This is a genomic window from Modestobacter italicus, from assembly GCF_000306785.1.
Lineage (GTDB): Bacteria > Actinomycetota > Actinomycetes > Mycobacteriales > Geodermatophilaceae > Modestobacter > Modestobacter italicus.
In genome coordinates this window covers 4,618,617-4,635,784 of sequence record NC_017955.1, presented here as the reverse complement: position 1 = coordinate 4,635,784, position 17,168 = coordinate 4,618,617, and the positions used below count along the sequence as shown (strand labels likewise).

General features: G+C 76.4%; 18 protein-coding genes. 10 read left to right on the top strand and 8 right to left on the bottom strand.

The features are described 5' to 3' along the window. Positions 1-11: 11 nt before the first annotated feature. From MODMU_RS21955 to MODMU_RS21945, 3 genes are all read right to left on the bottom strand, one after another. Positions 12-848, bottom strand: coding sequence for a DUF2182 domain-containing protein (locus MODMU_RS21955; RefSeq protein ID WP_014742585.1), 837 nt, complete (start codon positions 846-848; stop codon positions 12-14). Beyond that, positions 836-1,438 carry a DUF1326 domain-containing protein gene (locus MODMU_RS21950; protein ID WP_014742584.1) on the bottom strand — a complete coding sequence of 201 codons (603 nt, stop codon included), beginning with the start codon at positions 1,436-1,438 and terminating at the stop codon, positions 836-838. The genes MODMU_RS21955 and MODMU_RS21950 overlap by 13 nt, the downstream gene beginning before the upstream one ends. A gap of 101 nt (positions 1,439-1,539) precedes the next feature. After that, on the bottom strand, positions 1,540-2,421 hold the full coding sequence (locus tag MODMU_RS21945; protein ID WP_014742583.1) for an alpha/beta fold hydrolase: 882 nt from the start codon (positions 2,419-2,421) through the stop codon (positions 1,540-1,542). 73 nt (positions 2,422-2,494) lie between these two features. Here MODMU_RS21945 and MODMU_RS21940 point away from each other — a divergent pair, with 73 nt between their 5' ends. The 5 genes from MODMU_RS21940 to nudC all read left to right on the top strand — a co-directional run bounded on the left by MODMU_RS21940 (position 2,495) and on the right by nudC (position 8,582). Then, on the top strand, positions 2,495-3,916 hold the full coding sequence (locus tag MODMU_RS21940) for a dipeptidase (protein ID WP_014742582.1): 1,422 nt from the start codon (positions 2,495-2,497) through the stop codon (positions 3,914-3,916). A 22-nt stretch (positions 3,917-3,938) separates the two neighbouring features. Further along, entirely contained in the window at positions 3,939-4,865 is a 927-nt protein-coding gene (locus MODMU_RS21935) for a DUF2510 domain-containing protein (RefSeq protein ID WP_014742581.1), read from the top strand. A gap of 74 nt (positions 4,866-4,939) precedes the next feature. Then, positions 4,940-6,253, top strand: coding sequence for a M16 family metallopeptidase (locus tag MODMU_RS21930; RefSeq protein ID WP_041795534.1), 1,314 nt, complete (start codon positions 4,940-4,942; stop codon positions 6,251-6,253). Next, positions 6,250-7,623 carry a M16 family metallopeptidase gene (locus tag MODMU_RS21925; RefSeq protein WP_014742579.1) on the top strand — a complete coding sequence of 458 codons (1,374 nt, stop codon included), beginning with the start codon at positions 6,250-6,252 and terminating at the stop codon, positions 7,621-7,623. Before MODMU_RS21930 ends, MODMU_RS21925 begins: the two co-directional genes overlap by 4 nt. Next, positions 7,620-8,582, top strand: a complete 963-nt coding sequence (nudC, locus tag MODMU_RS21920) for an NAD(+) diphosphatase (RefSeq protein ID WP_014742578.1) — start codon at positions 7,620-7,622, stop codon at positions 8,580-8,582. Before MODMU_RS21925 ends, nudC begins: the two co-directional genes overlap by 4 nt. Here nudC and MODMU_RS21915 read toward each other — a convergent pair. The 3 genes from MODMU_RS21915 to MODMU_RS21905 form a co-directional block, all read right to left on the bottom strand. Further along, positions 8,575-9,198 carry a nucleoside/nucleotide kinase family protein gene (locus tag MODMU_RS21915; RefSeq protein WP_014742577.1) on the bottom strand — a complete coding sequence of 208 codons (624 nt, stop codon included), beginning with the start codon at positions 9,196-9,198 and terminating at the stop codon, positions 8,575-8,577. The two genes, nudC and MODMU_RS21915, sit on opposite strands and share 8 nt — an antisense overlap. 41 nt (positions 9,199-9,239) lie before the next feature. After that, the gene (locus MODMU_RS28180) at positions 9,240-9,926 is read right to left on the bottom strand and encodes an ANTAR domain-containing protein (RefSeq protein ID WP_231851700.1); all 687 of its coding nucleotides are present in this window, start codon (positions 9,924-9,926) and stop codon (positions 9,240-9,242) included. Between the two features lie 107 nt (positions 9,927-10,033). Beyond that, a complete protein-coding gene (locus tag MODMU_RS21905) occupies positions 10,034-10,297 on the bottom strand; it encodes a mycoredoxin (protein ID WP_014742575.1) in 264 nt (87 codons plus the stop codon). A 148-nt stretch (positions 10,298-10,445) separates the two neighbouring features. Here MODMU_RS21905 and MODMU_RS21900 point away from each other — a divergent pair, with 148 nt between their 5' ends. The 4 genes from MODMU_RS21900 to MODMU_RS28750 all read left to right on the top strand — a co-directional run bounded on the left by MODMU_RS21900 (position 10,446) and on the right by MODMU_RS28750 (position 13,731). Beyond that, positions 10,446-12,461, top strand: a complete 2,016-nt coding sequence (locus tag MODMU_RS21900; protein ID WP_051144057.1) for an ATP-dependent DNA helicase UvrD2 — start codon at positions 10,446-10,448, stop codon at positions 12,459-12,461. Between the two features lie 187 nt (positions 12,462-12,648). After that, positions 12,649-12,957, top strand: a complete 309-nt coding sequence (locus tag MODMU_RS21895) for a hypothetical protein (RefSeq protein ID WP_014742573.1) — start codon at positions 12,649-12,651, stop codon at positions 12,955-12,957. Between the two features lie 155 nt (positions 12,958-13,112). Then, entirely contained in the window at positions 13,113-13,445 is a 333-nt protein-coding gene (locus tag MODMU_RS21890) for a WhiB family transcriptional regulator (protein ID WP_014742572.1), read from the top strand. 67 nt (positions 13,446-13,512) lie between these two features. Continuing rightward, complete coding sequence (locus MODMU_RS28750) at positions 13,513-13,731, top strand: hypothetical protein (protein ID WP_488225875.1); 219 nt, start codon at positions 13,513-13,515, stop codon at positions 13,729-13,731. 43 nt (positions 13,732-13,774) lie between these two features. Here the strand turns inward: MODMU_RS28750 and MODMU_RS21885 are convergent, their stop codons facing one another. Then, on the bottom strand, positions 13,775-15,097 hold the full coding sequence (locus tag MODMU_RS21885; protein ID WP_041795531.1) for an ABC1 kinase family protein: 1,323 nt from the start codon (positions 15,095-15,097) through the stop codon (positions 13,775-13,777). Then, positions 15,090-16,178: a ThiF family adenylyltransferase gene (locus tag MODMU_RS21880; protein WP_014742569.1), complete on the bottom strand. Its 1,089-nt coding sequence runs from the start codon at positions 16,176-16,178 to the stop codon at positions 15,090-15,092. The genes MODMU_RS21885 and MODMU_RS21880 overlap by 8 nt, the downstream gene beginning before the upstream one ends. Before the next feature lie 340 nt (positions 16,179-16,518). Here MODMU_RS21880 and MODMU_RS21875 point away from each other — a divergent pair, with 340 nt between their 5' ends. Continuing rightward, positions 16,519-17,166, top strand: coding sequence for a M48 metallopeptidase family protein (locus tag MODMU_RS21875; RefSeq protein ID WP_051144251.1), 648 nt, complete (start codon positions 16,519-16,521; stop codon positions 17,164-17,166). The last annotated feature ends 2 nt before the right edge of the window (positions 17,167-17,168 follow it).

Sequence of the window (17,168 nt, the reverse complement as noted above, 5' to 3'; positions counted from 1 at the left end):
GGGCCGTCCGGTCAGGAGGCCATCCCCGGCATCCCGGGCCCGCTGCCGGGGACGGTGAGGCCGGGGACGGCGCCGGGGTCGACGAGCAGCAGGACGCCGAGCAGCGCGAGCAGCGCCGCCGTCGCCCAGGTCGCCGCTCGGCGCGCCGGGAGGGTCTTCTCCACGGCGATCAGTCCGGCGACCAGAGCGGACCAGGCGAGGCTCATCACCCCCAGCGCGAACAGCGACGCCATCAACGCCCAGCAGCAGCCGACGCACCAGGCACCGTTCCGCGCGCCCATCCGCAGCGCGCCGCTCGGTCCGTCACGCCAGCCGCCCAGCAGCGTGCCCAGCGGGCTGCGGCACCGGCTGAGGCAGACGTCCTTGAGCGGGGTCAGCTCGTAGGCCGCGGCGACCAGCAGGGTCGCGCCGGCCACCAGCCGGCCGGCCCGGTCCCAGGCGAGCGGCTCCCCGGGCAGCCGGGCCGCCAGCGCGCCGACCGTGTAGGCCAGCGCACCCGCCGCCGCCCAGCTGAGCAGGTAGCCCGCCGCGAACACCAGCGGCGACAGCGGGGACCGAGCCCGGGTCATCCGGGCGTAGAGCGCGACCGTCGGTGCCACCGACGGGAACATCATCGCGGCCATCATCACGACCCAGACGGCCAGGAACCAGCCCAGCGTGCCCAGCGCGGTCCAGGGCCCCTGGTCCATGCCGCGCATCTGCTCGGCCGTCCACCACCAGGCGAGGGCGGCCAGCCCGAACAGCACGGCGACCAGCCCCAGCCGCAGCCGGGCGGCCGCGAAGGCCGCGGCCAGGTCGTCGGACGGGTGGGGACGCCGTCCCGCGCGACCGCCGGTCAGCCGGACCACGAGAAGTCGGCGGTCGACAGACCGGTCTTCCCCTCGTAGCTGATGCCGAAGGCGTCGATCCTGGAGTGCCGTGCCTCGGCCATCGTCAGCGCTGGACCGACCGGGTGGAACATGCCGGCGAAGCGCACCGGCTCACCTGTCGCGACGCCGAACGGCACGATGTCCTCGACCTCGAAGTCGATCACGTCGTCGACCCGCACGCTGTGCCGCAGACCGTCGTCGCTCAGCTCGATCGCGGCGCGCTGCACACCGACCACCTCGCCGACCAGCGGCGCCAGCATGGCCATCGGCCCGCCCAGCTGCCCGCCGAAGACCCGCCCCAGCCCGTCGAACTGCTCGTCGGTGGCGTCCTCGTCGACGAACATGCCGAGCCGCCAGTTCCCCTCGGTCATCACCTTGGGCGTGTCGATGATCGTGACCACCCGGCGGCCGCTGACGTCGGTGCCCTCCACCTGTCCCTCGCGGATGGCGAAGGCCAGAGTGGCGCGGCAGTAGTCGTAGGTCGCACCGTGGTCGAAGGAGAGGTTGCAGGGGCACATCAGCTCGCAGGAGCACGTCTCCGCGTAGCTGCCCCTCAGGTTCCAGGACATCGCCGAACTCCCTCCGCCGGGCCTCGAGTGTCGATCCGGTGGAGGGCGGTGGTCAACGGCCCGGAGGTGGCGCTCCAGGTGCGTTCGCGGTCCGGCGCGGGTCAGCTCGGCGGCGTGTGCAGCCCCGCACCCGGCGTGAGCACCGGACCCCGGGCGACCCGGTCGAGCACCGCCCGGGCCAGCTGCTCGGGGGCCTGCTCGGGCACCCAGTGGGTGATCCCGGGCAGCTCGACGAAGCGGTAGTCGCCGCGCACCTGGTCGGCGCACGCCTCGGCCGCCGTCCGGCCCACCGCGACGTCGCCGTCGCTCCAGACGTAGGTCGTCGGCACCTCGACCGGGTCCACCGGCGTCGTCGAGCTCATCGCCCGGTACCAGTTCAGCGCCGCGGTCAGCGCGCCCGGCGCGGACAGCTGGTCCACGTAGACGTCGACCGCCTCGGCGGGCACCCCGGGGGCGTCCAGCATCCGGCGCAGCCGCCGGCCGCCGTCGGCCAGGAGCACCTCCTCGGCCTTGCCCGCCTGCCAGAAGAGCTTGATGTAGGCCGAGCGCTCCTTCTGCTCCGGGTCGGCGCGGTAGGCCAGCGTGTACGCGGTCGGGTGCGGCACCGACACCGCGGTCAGCGTGCGCACCCGGTCGGGGTGCCAGGCGGCCAGGCCCCAGGCCACGTTGGCGCCCCAGTCGTGCCCGACGACGTCGGCGACCGGGAGGTCCAGGGCGGTCATCAGGTCCGCCGTGACCTGCACCAGCGCCGGCAGCGAGTACGCGTCCACCTCGTCCGGCCGGGCGCCGGGGGAGTAGCCGAGCTGGTCGGGTGCGTAGGTCCGCAGCCCCGCCTCGGCCAGCATCGGGGTCACCGCGGACCAGCTCAGCGACGTCTCCGGGAAGCCGTGCAGCAGCAGCACCGGGGGGCCGTCGTCCGGGCCGTCGGTCCGCACGCCGAAGGTCAGGTCGCCGACGTCCACCTGCAGCATCCCCACGGCCATGCAGGGAACCTAGCCCCGCCGTCGTCCACAGCCTGCGACGGCCGCACCGGCGCTGCGGGATACGGTCGGCCCCGTGAGCAGCAGCGCCGAACGCGACTTCGTCACCGCCCACCTCGACGACCTGCACGCCGACCTCGACGCCTGGTTGCGGATCCCCTCGATCTCCGCCGACCCGGCGCACGCCGGCGACGTCGCCGCCAGCGCCGAGTGGCTGGCCGAGGCGCTGCGCCGCACCGGCTTCCCGACCGTGGAGATCTGGCAGACGCAGGGCGCCCCGGCGGTCTTCGCCGAGTGGCCCTCGGCCGACGCCGGCGCCCCGGTCGCGCTCGTCTACGGCCACCACGACGTCCAGCCGGTCGACCCGCTGGAGCTGTGGGAGCACCCGCCGTTCGAGCCCACCGTCGTCGAGACCCCCGCCGGCCCCGAGCTGCACGCCCGCGGCGCCATCGACGACAAGGGCAACGTCGCCTTCCACCTGCTGGGCATCCGCGCCCACCTGGCCGCCACCGGCCGCGACACCCCCGCGGTCACCGTCAAGCTGATCGTCGAGGGGGAGGAGGAGTCCGGCTCGCCCTACTTCGCCGACCTGCTGCGCGCGCACGCCGACCGGCTGGCCTGCGACGTCGTCGTGGTCAGCGACACCGGCATGGCCGCCCCCGACGTCCCCAGCGCCGTCACCGCCATGCGCGGGCTCGCCGACGCCGAGATCACCCTCCGCGGCCCGGCCGTCGACCTGCACTCGGGCTCCTTCGGCGGCGCCGTGCCCAACCCGCTGCACGCCATGGCCACCCTGCTCGCCGCCCTGCACGACGCCGAGGGCCGGGTCACCCTGCCCGGCTTCTACGACAAGGTCCGCCCGCTCTCCGACCGGGAGCGCGAGCTGATGGGGCGGGTGCCCTTCGACGAGGCCGCCTGGCTCGCCGGCCCCGCTGCCTCCCGCGTCGCCACCGGCGAGGCGGGGTTCACCACCCTGGAGCGGGTCGGCGCCCGCCCCACCGCCGAGGTCAACGGCATGTGGGGCGGCTACACCGGCCCCGGCCACAAGACGATCGTCCCGGCCGAGGCGCACGCGAAGATCACCTTCCGGCTCGTCGCCGACCAGGTGCCCGCCGACCTCGCCGACCAGGTCCGCGCCTGGGTGCAGGCGCACGTCCCCGAGGGCATCGAGGCCGACGTGCACGTGCCCGCCGGCGGCGTCGCCCCCTGCGCGAGCGACCTCGACCACCCGGCGATGGACGCCCTGCTGCGGTCGATCGGCCAGGCCTTCGACACCGACGCCGACCAGGTCCTGTTCACCCGCGAGGGCGGCAGCGGCCCCGAGGCCGACCTCGCTGGCATCCTCGGCGCCCCGCTGGTCTTCCTCGGCGCCGGCCTGCCCACCGACCGCATCCACTCGCCCAACGAGCGGGTGCTGCTGCCGATGCTCCACAAGGGCGCGGAGGCCACCGCCCACCTGTGGCGGGAGCTGGCCGCCGTCTCCTTCCCGGCCCGCTGAGGTCCCGGGGCGGCACGGCGCGATGAGCGGACCGATCAGCGACGGGCGGCCGGTGGCTCCGGCGCCGGGCTGGTACCCCGACCCGGACGGCGCCGCCGGCACGGTCCGCTGGTGGGACGGCGCGGGCTGGTCCGACGTGACCACCCCGGCCGGCCCCGGCGTCAGCGTCGGCCGGTCCTTCGAGGCCCCCGCCCCCCGCGAGCTGCTCCCGCCCGCGCAGTGGGACGCCTGGGGGAGCCGGGACAACGGCACCTGGCAGCCGGCGGGGGCGCGCCGGCTCCGGCAGCGGCCGCTGCTCGTCGGGCTGGGGGTCCTGGCCGTCGTCGTGCTGCTGGTCCTGGTGGGGCTGCAGCTGCGCGGCGGGTCCTCCGCGGACGACGACCCCCCGGTGGCCGGCCCGACCGCGCAGCCGAGCAGCACCTTCCCGCCGGGCACCGTCCGGATCATCGACGAGGTCGCCGGCATCTCCTACCCGTTCCTCGGCGACGGCTGGTTCGAGTGGGACCGCGGGCCCCAGCTGGAGACCACCGAGACCGCCGGCCAGTACTTCGTCACCCAGGACGACCTGCCCGACGGGCTCGACGTCTTCATCGCCCAGTGCACCTCCGGTCCGCTGGCCGAGGGCTTCGGCGGGGCCGGGACGGCGGACCTGCAGGGCACCGCCGAGGCGGTCGCCGACGCCGTCCGGCAGCTGCACTACCCGGCCCCCAACGAGCGCGAGGTCCGCCGGGACGAGGCAATCACCGTCGACGGCGCACCGGCCTGGGTGTACGAGTTCGACCTCAGCTGGGACGTCGCCGGCTACGACTCCACGGGCGAGCGGGCGGCGCTGCTGCTGGTCGACGTGGGCCGGCCGGCCCCGGCGCTGCTCTACCTGTCCATCCCCAACACCCACGCGGAGCTGTACGGGGTGATCGACCGCGTGCTCGGCGACGTCGACGTGCTGTGACCGCGAGGGCCGCGGGGAGGCGGCGGGCCGTCCCCGGCGGCGGCGTGTCGCAGGGCGCGGTTAGGGTCGGTGGTGTGACAGCAGCTGGGGCCGACCTGACCCTGCGGCACCCGGTGGAGCGGTTCACGCTCGACAACGGGCTGCGGGTCGTGCTCGCGCCGGACCGGAGTGTCCCCGTCGTCGCCGTCAGCGTCTTCTACGACGTCGGCATGCGGTCCGAGCCCCCGGGCCGCACCGGGTTCGCGCACCTCTTCGAGCACATGATGTTCCAGGGCTCCGCCCACGTGCCGAAGATGGAGCACGCGCGGCTCGTGCAGGCCGCCGGCGGGACGTTCAACGGCTCGACGCACCAGGACTACACGAACTACTTCCAGGCGCTGCCCGCCGAGGCGCTGGAGCGCGCCGTGTTCCTCGAGGCCGACCGGATGGCGGCCCCGGCGATCACCGAGGAGAACCTCCGCAACCAGATCGACGTGGTGAAGGAGGAGATCCGGGTCAACGTGCTCAACCGGCCCTACGGCGCCTTCCCGTGGCTGCAGCTGCCGCCGATCGCCTTCGAGAGCTTCGCCAACACCCACGACGGCTACGGCTCCTTCGTCGACCTCGAGTCCTCCACCGTCGACGACGCCGCGGACTTCTTCTCCCGCTACTACGCGCCGGCCAACGCCGTGCTGTGCATCGGCGGTGACCTGGACGTCGCCGAGACCGAGCGGCTGGTGCGCCGCTGGTTCGACCCGGTGCCCTTCCGCCCGGCCCCGCCCGCGCCGGTGGTGGGCGAGCCCTCGCCGACCACGGCCCGCCGCGGCGTGGTCGAGGACCCGCTCGCGCCCGCCCCCGCGGTGGCGATCGGCTGGCGGGTGCCCGACCCGGTCGGCGACCTGGACACCTACCTCGGCACCGTGGTGCTCACCGAGCTGCTCAGCGAGGGCGACGCCTCCCGGCTGGAGCGCCGGCTGCTGCACACCGACCGGCTGGCGGTCGCGCAGAGCAGCTACCTGGGGCTCTTCGGCGACCCGTTCGACGTCCGCGACGCGACGCTGCTGGTCAGCCAGGTGCACCACCCCGCCGACGTCCCGGTCGACCGGGTCCTCGACGCGGTGCACGAGGAGATCGACAAGGTGGCCACCGACGGTGTGCCGGCCGAGGAGCTCGCCCGGGTGACCGCCCGCACCGAGGCCCAGCTGCTGCAGCAGGCCGACTCGGTGCTCGGCCGCACGCTGGGCTTCGCCTCCGCCGAGCTGGTCCACGGCCGGGCCGAGCTCGCCGGGGAGCTGGCCGCCCGGCTGGCCGCGGTGACCCCCGACCAGGTGCAGGCAGCGGCCCGCGGGCTCTCGCCGGACACCGCCGCCGTCCTGGAACTGCGCGCGACCGGAGGAGCAGCCCGATGAGTGCCCCCGTGCTCGACCTGTCGTTGATCCCGCCGCTGGGCGAGCCGCGGCCGGCACCCGTCCCCGACGTGCACGAGTCGACGCTGCCCAGCGGGCTGCGGCTGGTCGTCGTGCCCCGGCCGGGTGTGCCGCTGGTGGAGCTCCGGCTGCGGGTGCCGTTCGCCGCCTCGGCGCCGCGCCAGGCCGCCGCGCACGCCGCGCGCACCAGCGTGCTGTCCGGCGCCGTGCTGCTCGGCACCGCGCAGCACGACCAGCTGCAGATCGCCCAGCTGCTGCAGGCGCACGGCGGCGAGCTGTCGGTCTCCGCCGACGCCGACCGGCTGCTGTTCTCCACCACGATGCTGCCCGACGGCCTCGGCGCCGTGCTGGGCGTGCTCGCCGAGCTGCTCGCCGCGCCCACCTACCCGGCCGGCCCGGTCGACGCCGAGCGGTCCCGGGTGGTCGAGCGGGTGCACATCGCCCGGTCGCAGCCCGGGGTGATCGCCCGCAGCGCACTGGCCGCCCGCCGGTACGGCGCGCACCCCTACGCCCAGCAGCTGCCCGCCCCCGAGGCGGTCGCCGCGGTCACCCCGGCGGCGCTGCGCAAGCTGCACCGCGAGCGGGTGCTGCCGGCCGGCAGCACCCTCGTCCTGGTCGGCGACGTCGACCCGGCGACCGCGCGCGACGTCGTCGGCACCGCCCTGGCCGGCTGGACCGCCGAGGGCAAGGCGGTCGCCGCCGGCCCGGTGCCCGCCGTGGTCGAGCAGCCGCTGCAGCTGGTGCACCGCCCCGGCGCGGTCCAGTCCAACCTGCGGCTGGGTGGGCCCGCGCCGGGCCGCACCGACCCGCAGCTGCCGGCGCTGCGGCTGGCCAGCATGGTCTTCGGCGGGTACTTCTCCTCCCGGCTGGTGGAGAACATCCGCGAGCGGCGCGGCTACACCTACAGCCCGCGCAGCGGCGTGGAGCACATGATGGCCGGCTCCTCCTTCACCGTGGACGCCGACGTGGCCACCGCGGTGACCGGCCCAGCGCTGCTGGAGACCTGGTACGAGCTGGGCCGGATGGCGCTCACCCCGGTGACCGAGGCCGAGCTGGACTCCGCCCGCCGCTACCTGCTCGGCACCCTGGCCCTCGGGACGGCCACCCACGCGGGGCTGGCCAGCACGCTGTCCGCGCTGCTGGGTGCCGGGCTGTCCGCCGACTGGCTGGCCGACCACCAGCGGGCGCTGGCCACCGTGGGCATCGACGAGGTCACCGAGGCCTCCCGCCGGTGGCTCGCCCCGGCCGGGCTGACCGCGGTGGTGGTCGGCGACGCCGACCAGGCCGCCGACCAGCTGCGCGCCCTGGGCCCGGTGGAGGTCACCACCCCGGCCGTCGAGCCCGGGGCATGACCGTCCCGCCCGGCGGCAGCACGGCCGACGACAACCCGCCGCCGCCGCGCAGCGACTGGCCCGAGGACCGCCTCGCCGGCGCGGTCACCGACGTGCCGCTGCTCTCCCGCACCGCCCACGACCGGGGGCACCTCGCCCGGGCGCTGCCCGACCCGACGCAGGGCCGCCCCGTGCGGGTGCTGCGGATCGACGAGCGGCGCTCGGTGCCGGTGCACGAGGGCCCGCACGGCCCGGAGCTGGTCTACGAGGAGCTGCCCACGCTGCCCGAGGGCGCGATCTACCTCGGCGAGGCCGACGGCGTGCCCTACGCCGCACTGCGCGCGCCCCGCTCGCTCGGCGTCGGTGGGCGCCCGGTCGACGGCTGGGCCGGGCTCCGGGAGGTCGGCGCCGAGCTCGGTGACCTCGACGCCGGCCTGCTCGCCCAGGCCGTGGGCATCGTCGAGTGGCACGAGCGCAACAAGTTCTCGCCGCTGACCGGCGCACCGACGACGATCGAGCGGGCCGGCTGGGTCCAGCGCGACCCGGTGAGCGGCAGCGAGGTCTTCCCGCGGACGGACCCGGCGGTGATCATGCTGGTCCACGACGGCGGTGACCGCTGCGTGCTGGGCCGCCAGGCGGTGTGGCCACCCGGCCGGTTCTCCATCCTGGCCGGCTTCGTCGAGCCGGGGGAGTCCGCCGAGGCCGCCGTGGTCCGCGAGGTCGCCGAGGAGGTCGGCATCGCCGTCACCGACGTCCGCTACGTCTCCAGCCAGCCGTGGCCGTTCCCGCAGTCGCTGATGCTCGGGTTCGTCGCGCGGGCGACCGAGGAGCAGCTGCAGATCGACCACGACGAGATCGAGGAGGCCCGCTGGTTCAGCCGGGACGAGCTGCGCTCGGGCACCGGTCCGCAGGCGCTGCCACCGAACGTCTCGATCGCCCGGCACATCATCGACCGCTGGGTGGCCGGCGAGTTCAGCTGAACCGGCCCTGCAGCACCAGGGCCGGGCGGTCGGGGTGGTCGGCGAGGACCACCGCGTCGGCCAGCGACACCGGGTCCACCTCGTCGTCGTAGCGGTCGAAGGCGGGCAGCTCCCAGGCCCGGTCCGCGGGCACCCGGCGCCGGCGGGCGGCCGGCCCGACCCGCAGGTGCACGACCACGTCGAACGCCAGCCCGAGGCCCTGCAGCAGCGACCCGGGCACCAGCAGCACCCCGCCCGGTGGGGTCGGGCGGTAGCCCAGCCGGGCGGCGCGGTCCCGCGCCACGTCCCACAGCGCGGGCAGGTGCTCACCGGACCCCCGCGGTCCGCTGCGGTCGAGCACCTCGCGGGCCAGGGCGGGGGCGTCCAGCCAGTCGGTGTACCGCGCGTCCGGGTCGGTGCGGCCGTGCTCGAGCCGCAGCGAGGCCGGCCGGTAGAAGCCCTCGGCCGGGACGACGACCGCCGGACGGCTCAGGCCGGGCAACCGGGTGGCCAGGTCCGCGGCCAGCGCGTGGGGTCCGGTGACGCCGGGGGCGCCGGGCAGGTCGGGGCCGTCGACGGCCACCCGCAGCGCGGCGGCACCGGGCGCGGGCGGGACGTCGGCGAGCAGCGCGGCCAACTGGTCGCCGAGCGCCGTCGGGGAGAGCGGGAGCGGAGCGCTCAGCGGGAGGACCCGGGGAGGACGTCGTCGCTGCCGGCGCGCCGCGGGCCGCGGTGCACCCGGCGGACGCCGGGGCCGACCGCGGCCGGGCGCGGCTCGGCGGCCGGGACGGGGGCCGGCGGGGCAGCGGCGGGCGGGCCCGGGACGTCGGTGCCGGCGGTGAGCCCGTCGAGCACCTCGGTGGCCAGCTCCTGGGCCGCCCGGCCCTGGGAGCGGGCGGTCCGGCGGAGGGACTCGAACGCCTCCCGCGGGGTGGTGCCGTGGCGCTCGGCGAGGACGCCGATCGCGCGCTCGATCGACACCCGCGCGGCCAGCGCGTGCTCGAGCTGGCCGACGGTGCGGCGCAGCGCGGCGATCTCCTCGTCCCGCGGGTCCGCGGGCGGGACGGCGTCGTCGGCCGTGCCGGACGCCGTGCGGGCCGCCCGGCGGGCGTCGCGGCCGGGCTCCGGGCTGGACCCGTGCTCGGCGGCGACCAGGTCGGCCAGCGACATGGCCTCGACCAGGCTCAGCGCCTCGCCCTCGCCGGCCACCCGGCCCGAGACGTCGGCCCACGCGCCGTCGTCCTCGGGGCCGAGCACCGTCCAGCCGCGGCCGCTGCGGACGACCAGCGCGGCCGGTTGCCCGGCCGGGGTGCGGACCACGTCGGCGGGCAGCACGGCCGGGACCGCCGCGGCGGGCTCGCTCACCGTCGGGTCCACTCCACCCTCTCCCGCTGCCGACGCCCGTGGCGGGGATGTCGTCCCGCAGCCCCCCGGATGGCGATCATCGCCCCCCGAGGGCCGCGGGCCGGGGATCACGCGCCCGGGAGCTGTGCGAGCTGGGCCTTCACCTGGTCGATGCTCGGGTTGGTCAGGGCGGTGCCGTCGGCGAACACCAGCGTGGGCACCGTGCGGTTGCCGCCGTTCGCCTGCATGACCAGCTCGGCGGCGCTCTCGTCGACCTCGATGTTGACCTCGGCGAAGTCGATGCCGTCGCGCTGCATCAACTTCTTCAGCCGCATGCAGTAACCACACCAGTTGGTGGTGTACATCGTCACCGCGGTCGTCGGAGCGCTCATCGGGTGGATCCTCCCTCGCATCTCCCCGGGCGGGCCACCCGGGGGGAGGGATGGCCGGGGCGTCCGGGGCCTGCGCCGGACCAACGCCCCGTGCCTGGGGATCCTTCCCCCGCCTGCCGGCACGGGCTGGGAGACTCTCAGCGTGGGGATGCCGCGGGTCGCAGAGCAGCAGGTGGTCGGGGGGACGGCGGGCGCGGAGGCGGTGCTCGCCGGGCTGGACGAGCAGCAGCGGGCCGCGGCCGAGGCGGTGCGCGGGCCGGTCTGCATCCTCGCCGGCGCCGGCACGGGCAAGACCCGGACCATCACCCACCGGATCGCCTACGGCGTGCACCTGGGCGAGTTCGTCCCTGAGCAGGTGCTCGCGGTGACCTTCACCGCCCGCGCGGCCGGCGAGCTGCGCGGCCGGCTCTCGGCGCTGGGCGTGGGCGGGGTCCAGGCCCGCACGTTCCACGCCGCGGCCATGCGCCAGCTGCGGTACTTCGCGCCGCGGGTGCTCGGCGGTCCGATGCCCGAGCTGATCGAGAACAAGCTGCGGGTGGTGGCCGGCGCCGCCACCGCCAACCGGCTGACCACAGACCGGACGAGCCTGCGCGACCTGGCCAGCGAGATCGAGTGGGCGAAGACGACGCTCGCCACCCCGGAGGACTACCCCGCCCGGGCCGCCGCGGCCGCCCGGGAGGCGCCGTTCGACCCCTCGGCGGTCGCCGCGGTGTACCGCAGCTACGAGGAGGCCAAGTCCCGCGACGGGTCGCTGGACTTCGAGGACCTGCTGCTGGTGACGGCGTACGCGATCGAGGAGCACCCGGACGTCGCCCGCGAGGTGCGGGCGCAGTACCGGCACTTCGTCGTCGACGAGTACCAGGACGTCAACCCGCTGCAGCAGCGGCTGCTGGACGCCTGGCTGGGCGGCCGCGCCGAGGTGTGCGTGGTCGGTGACCCGAACCAGACCATCTACTCCTTCACCGGCGCCGACCCGGAGTACCTGCTGGGCTTCGCCGACCGCTACGGCGACGCCGAGGTGGTCAAGCTGGAGCGGGACTACCGGTCGACGCCGCAGGTGGTGGGCCTGGCGAACAAGCTGATCGGCCAGGCGCCGCCGCGCAAGGGGCTGCCCGGGCTCCGGCTGCTGGGCCAGCGGGCCGAGGGCCCGGCGCCGAGGTTCGTCGAGCACCCCGACGAGCCGGCCGAGGCCGCCGCGGTCGCGAAGGCCTGCCGGGAGCTCATCGACGGCGGGCTGCCGGCCAGCGAGATCGCCGTGCTGTTCCGGATCAACGCCCAGTCCCAGGTGTACGAGTCGGCGCTGGCCGACGTCGGCGTCCCGTACGTGCTCAAGGGCGGCGAGCGGTTCTTCGAGCGGCCCGAGATCCGGGAGGCGGTGCTGCTGCTGCGCGGTGCCGCCGCCGGGGGCAACGACCCCGGTGCGCTGGTGCCGGCCGTCCGCGACGTGCTGGCCTCCACCGGCTGGGTGGAGCACCGCCCGCCGCCGGGGGGCACGGCGCGGGACCGATGGCAGTCGCTGGCCGCCCTGGTCGACCTCGCCGTCGACCTCGTCGCCGAGCAGCCCACCCTGGACCTCGCCGGCTTCGTCGCGCACCTCGCTGAGCGGGCCAATGCCCAGCACGCGCCGACCGTGCAGGGCGTGACGCTGGCGTCGATGCACGCGGCCAAGGGCCTGGAGTGGGACGCGGTCTTCGTGGTGGGCCTGGTCGACGGCGTCGTGCCGATCGCGCAGTCCCAGTCGCGCCCCGAGGCGGTCGAGGAGGAGCGGCGGCTGCTCTACGTGGCGGTCACCCGGGCCCGCGAGCAGCTGACCCTGTCCTGGTCGCTGGCCCGGAACCCGGGCGGCCGGCGGTCCCGGCCGCGCAGCCGGTTCCTCGACGGGCTCGCCCCCGACGCGGCCGCGGCCCCGCGCCGCGCCACGCCGCGGGCCAAGGTCGTGCTCGAGGGCGAGGCGGGGGAGCTGTTCGAGCGGCTGCGGGCGTGGCGGAGCAGCACCGCCCAGGAGGCGTCGGTGCCGGCCTACGTCGTGTTCACCGACGCCACCCTGCAGGCGATCGCGGAGGCCCGGCCGTCCTCGGTGCGGGAGCTGTCGGCGCTGCCCGGTGTCGGGGCCCGCAAGCTGGACATGTACGGCACCGAGGTGCTCGGCGTCATCGAGGCCTAGTGGCCCGCTGACCTGCAGGGACGAGGTCGCAGAGAATTCGCCGTTAATCCGGTTGACCCCTCTCCGGCAGGTCCCCTAGCCTTCGCTGCAGCACCTGGGAGTGACCCAGGACGCAGCACCGCACGAGCGCAGACCGCAGCGAGACCGGCCGGCAGGCCGGGCTCCGACCCTCGGAAGGAGGGGCCCCGTGATCAGCACCGACACCACGTACACCGGCGCAGGCACCGTGACCCCGCCGGCCGTCGGCATGTGCTCCGCCGATCGGGTCGCCCTCGCGGCGCGCCAGGCCGCCCCGTGGACGGGGACGGGTCTGCCCGTCGCCGGCACCGCCTCCCCGTTCCGGCTCCGCGGCCTGACCGCCGCAGGTGTCCTCGGCACCACCGTCAACCCGTCCGTCCAGACCACCGCTCTGCCGGGGGCCGCCGTCGTCGGCGTCCCCGTCGAGCACCCCAGCAGCACCCCGGGTGACCTGCCCCCTGACGACCCGCTGAGCTAGCCACAGCCCAGCTGGTCCTCCTCGAGGCCGCGGATCCCGGACACCGGGAACCGCGGCCTTCGTCTTTCCCAGGCGAGTCCGCGCACCCCACCCCGACCACCGGTCGGCGGGGCATCCGCCGGCCGGCCGCAGAGACGAAGAAGAGGAGAGCGGCCGTGCAGACCACGATCGACCCAGCGCCGTCCCGTTCCCGGCTCGGGCTCGACCGCACGCACGCGTCCACCCACGAGCCGGCCGGCGCCCGGCGGGCACTGCCCTGCCGGGTCCAGGACCCCGACCTGTGGTTCGCCGAGCGCCCGGCCGACCTCGAGCAGGCCAAGCGGCTGTGCGCCGAGTGCCCGGTCCGGGCCGCGTGCCTGGCCGGCGCCCTCGACCGGGCCGAGCCCTGGGGCGTCTGGGGCGGGGAGATCTTCGACCGGGGCGTCGTCATCGCCCGCAAGCGTCCCCGCGGCCGCCCGCCGAAGGTCCGTGCGGAGGTCGCGGCGTGAGCGGCCACCACCGCAGCCGGTACCCGTCCGCAGTCCGGCGCCCGTCGTCCGGGCGCCCCGTCACCCGATGCACCTCCACCCGGCGCCGTCCGACGGCGCCACCGACCGCAGAGGACACGAGATGTACCTGATCGACCAGGAGCTGGCCCGCTCGCACATGGACCGGCGGCTCGCCGAGGCCGGGGAGGCCGCCCGCGCCCGCCGGCTGACCAGCGCCCGGCGCTGGTCCCGCCGGGCGGCCCGCGCGTCGCAGCGCGCGGCCCGGGCCAACTCCGCCGTCTGGTGAGGAGCGTCCCGGTTGGAGGCCTGCAGGCCCCTGACCGGGACGCTCAGCCGGCGAAGCCGGGGAGCCACTCCTCGCACACGCCGCGGTAGGCCGCCCGGGCGTCGAGCTGGCACAGCACGCCGATCGAGCCGATGGTCACCCGGTGGATGAGCAGGTAGGCCGGGGGCAGGTTGAGCATCCGGCCCAGCCGGCTGGCGTCGCTGCGCGGGTCGCCGATCCGGGCGGCCTGCTCCTGCATCCACGCGCGGGTGAACTGGAAGTCCGGCGCCGCGAGCGGGGCCAGGAAGGGCAGCAGGAAGTCGAGGACCCCCTGGGCGTCGACCTCGACGGTCTGCCGGACGAACCCCTCGACGCGCAGGTCGGCGAGGACGTCCTCGGCGCGGCCCTCCAGCGCCCAGCGCACCAGCCGGCCGATCGGCTCGGGCAGCCCGTCGGGCAGCCGGGCGGTGGCGCCGAAGTCGATGACCCCGAGCCGGCCGTCGGGCATCAGCCGGAAGTTGCCCGGGTGCGGGTCGGCGTGCAGCAGCCCGGCGCGCTGCGGGCCGGAGAAGTGCAGCTCGGCCATCAGCAGCCCGGCGCGGTCCCGCTGCTCGCGGCTGCCGTCGGTGATGATCGCCGACAGCGGCGTGCCCTCCAGCCACTCCGAGACGATCACCTTCGGCGCGCTGGCCACCACCCGGGGGACGACGATCTGGTCGTCACCGGCGAAGGCAGCGGCGAACCCGCGCTGGGCGTCGGCCTCCAGCCCGTAGTCCAGCTCCTCCTCGGCGCGGGCCTTGAGCTCCGCGATGAGCGGCTTGACCTCCATGCCCGGGAACATCGTGGCGAACAGCCGGGCGAAGCGGGCCAGCTGGTTGAGGTCGGCCATCAGCGCAGTGCCGGCCCCGGGGTACTGGATCTTGACCGCGACGTCCCGGCCGTCCCGCCAGGTGGCGCGGTGGACTTGGCCGATGCTCGCCGCGGCGGCGGGGACGTCGTCGAACGCGCGGAACCGCTCGCGCCACCGGCCGCCCAGCTGCTGGGCGAGCACCGCGTGCACCGTGCGCACCGGCATCGGCGGCGCGGCCTCCTGCAGCTTGACCAGGGCCTCCCGGTACGGGCCGGCGACCTCCTCGGGCACCGCGGCCTCGAAGATGGACAGCTGCTGGCCGAGCTTCATCGCCCCGCCCTTGAGCTGGCCGAGGACGGCGAACAGCTGCTCGGCCGTCCGCTGCTGCAGCTCGGCGTCGACCTCCTCGGCCGGTCGCCCGGACAGCTTCTTGCCGATGCCCAGCGTGGCTCGTCCTGCAGCGCCCAGCGGGAGCGCGGCCAGCCTCGCCGTTCGGGACACCGCCCCCCGTGGGATGTCCCGTCCGGTGTCAGTCACCGGCCCAGTGTCCCCTGTCCCGGTCGCCGCCGCCCTGGACCTGCCGGACGCAGCCGCAGGAAGGGTGCGGCGGCCACCGGCGCAGCCGCGGCAGGTGGCCCGGTGGGCCCACCTCGAGCGTGGCGTCGACGGTCGCGGGCTGGCCCGAGCCGTCCAGGTGGGCGAGCACCTGGACCGCCGCAGTGAGGGCGGTGAAGAGGCAGGTGATCGTCGAGCCGCCGGGATCGGCGTCGACGGCGGCCAGCTGGGCGGCCAGCCGGGGCCAGGACGGGTCGTCGTCCCGACGCCACGCCTCGGCGCAGTGCAGGCAGCTGCTGACGCCGGGCAGCACGAACGGGCCGACGACCCCGGTCTGCTGCCGCACGGTCGCCACCAGGTGGGGCGTGCCGGCGCGCTGCCACGCTGCCGAGAGCGGGTCGACCGCCGCCCAGGGCCGGGTCAGCACCACGAGGTCGGGTGCGGTGTCCGGCGGGAGCGGGCGCAGGTCGGTGAGCGGGCTGGCCCGCCGGACGGCGTCGGCCGCGGCCAGCGACCGCGGACGCCCCTCGTCGGCGGCGCTAGCCCCGCCGACGATCGCGTCCCCGGCGGCGGTCGTGCCCCGGTCGCGAACGTGCACCCTGCCGACGCCGCTCGCGGCCAGCACGGCGGCCAGCGGCGTCCCCACCCGGTTGGCGCCCTCCACGACCACCGCGCTCTGCCGGCGCGCCCGCCACCGGCCGCCGTCCTCCCGACCGGGCACGGCCGCCGGCAGCTCGGCTGCCGCCCGGGCGCCGGCGGCCGGGCCCGGGTCGGTGGCGAGCAGGTCGGTCGCGGCCAGGTCGTGCACGAGGCCGGCTGCCCGCAGGCCCGCCAGCAGGTCGTCGACGACCTGACCGGGCAGCCCGTCGGCGGTCGCGTCCCCCCGCAGCGCGCGCTGGCTGCGGCGGCCGTCGAGCCGCCGGAGCAGGGCGGCCACCGCCGGCCCGGCGGGGGAGACCCGCAGCCCGGTGCCGCCGTCGGCCCCGCCGACCTGCAGCACCCCGGCGTCCAGCCGGAGGACCGGTGTCGTGGGGGGCAGCAGCGGGTGCGGGCTCTCGGTCACCGTCGGCAGGGTGCCAGCGCGGGGCGGGTGCCGGAGCCGTCGTCCACAGGTGCGGCGGGGACCGGTGCCCACAGCCTGTGGACAACACTGTGGACAGCGTGGGGACCCGTCGGGGTGTCGCTGTGCACCGGCGGGGGACGCCCCGGTGGGCAGCTCCCCGGTGGACCCGCGGGCAGGCCGTCCACCAGCGCGGACGTCGTCCCTGGCCTGTGGAGGGCGGAGGGCCCGTCCCCCGTCCGGGGGACACGGGTCCGGGCCGTGTCCACTGTCCGTGTGCACCTGTCCACGACCGGGTGTCCTCGTGCTGGGCGGCAGCTGGGCGGCCGGTTACCGTGCGTGTGTGGAACAGCGACCTGACCGCCGGACGCCGGCTGCGTCGACCGCCGTCCCCGCTGCGCGGACCGCCCCTGGGCACGCCGAGGTCGTCGCCGGGGAGATCGAGGTGCGGCGCAGCGCCCGGCGCCGACGCACCGTGACGGCCTACCGGGAGCACGGCCGCACCGTCGTGCTCATCCCCGCGGCGTTCACCGCCGCCGAGGAGCGGCGCTGGGTCGACCAGATGGTCGCCAAGCTGCAGACCCGCGAGGAGCGCCGGCGGCGCACCCTCGGGTCCGACGACGACCTGATGGCCCGCGCACGCGAGCTGTCCGCGGCCCACCTCGACGGCCGGGCGGAGCCGGTCAGCGTCCGGTGGGTGGAGAACCAGAACCGCCGCTGGGGCTCCTGCACCCCGGCCGACCGCACGATCCGGCTGTCCGGCCGGCTGCGCGGCATGCCCGAGTTCGTCGTGGACTACGTCCTCGTGCACGAGCTGGCGCACCTGCTGGAGCCGACCCACAACGCGCACTTCTGGTCACTCGTGCACGCCTACCCGCGGGCCGAGCGGGCGCTGGGCTTCCTGGAGGGCGTGGAGTTCGGCTCCGGCGGCCCGCCGGCCGCCGGAGCCGGGCCCGCCGACGACGAGCCGGAGCCCGGCTCCGTGGATTAGGC

Excerpts from the sequence above, each read along its gene's own strand:
- MODMU_RS21950 (WP_014742584.1), bottom strand. The coding sequence starts at position 1,438 with ATGTCCTGGAACCTGAGGGGCAGCTACGCGGAGACGTGCTCCTGCGAG.
- MODMU_RS21905 (WP_014742575.1), bottom strand. The coding sequence starts at position 10,297 with ATGAGCGCTCCGACGACCGCGGTGACGATGTACACCACCAACTGGTGT.
- nudC (WP_014742578.1), top strand. The coding sequence starts at position 7,620 with ATGACCGTCCCGCCCGGCGGCAGCACGGCCGACGACAACCCGCCGCCG.
- MODMU_RS21900 (WP_051144057.1), top strand. The coding sequence starts at position 10,446 with ATGCCGCGGGTCGCAGAGCAGCAGGTGGTCGGGGGGACGGCGGGCGCG.
- MODMU_RS21945 (WP_014742583.1), bottom strand. The coding sequence starts at position 2,421 with ATGGCCGTGGGGATGCTGCAGGTGGACGTCGGCGACCTGACCTTCGGC.
- MODMU_RS21935 (WP_014742581.1), top strand. The coding sequence starts at position 3,939 with ATGAGCGGACCGATCAGCGACGGGCGGCCGGTGGCTCCGGCGCCGGGC.
- MODMU_RS28750 (WP_488225875.1), top strand. The coding sequence starts at position 13,513 with ATGCACCTCCACCCGGCGCCGTCCGACGGCGCCACCGACCGCAGAGGA.
- MODMU_RS21925 (WP_014742579.1), top strand. The coding sequence starts at position 6,250 with ATGAGTGCCCCCGTGCTCGACCTGTCGTTGATCCCGCCGCTGGGCGAG.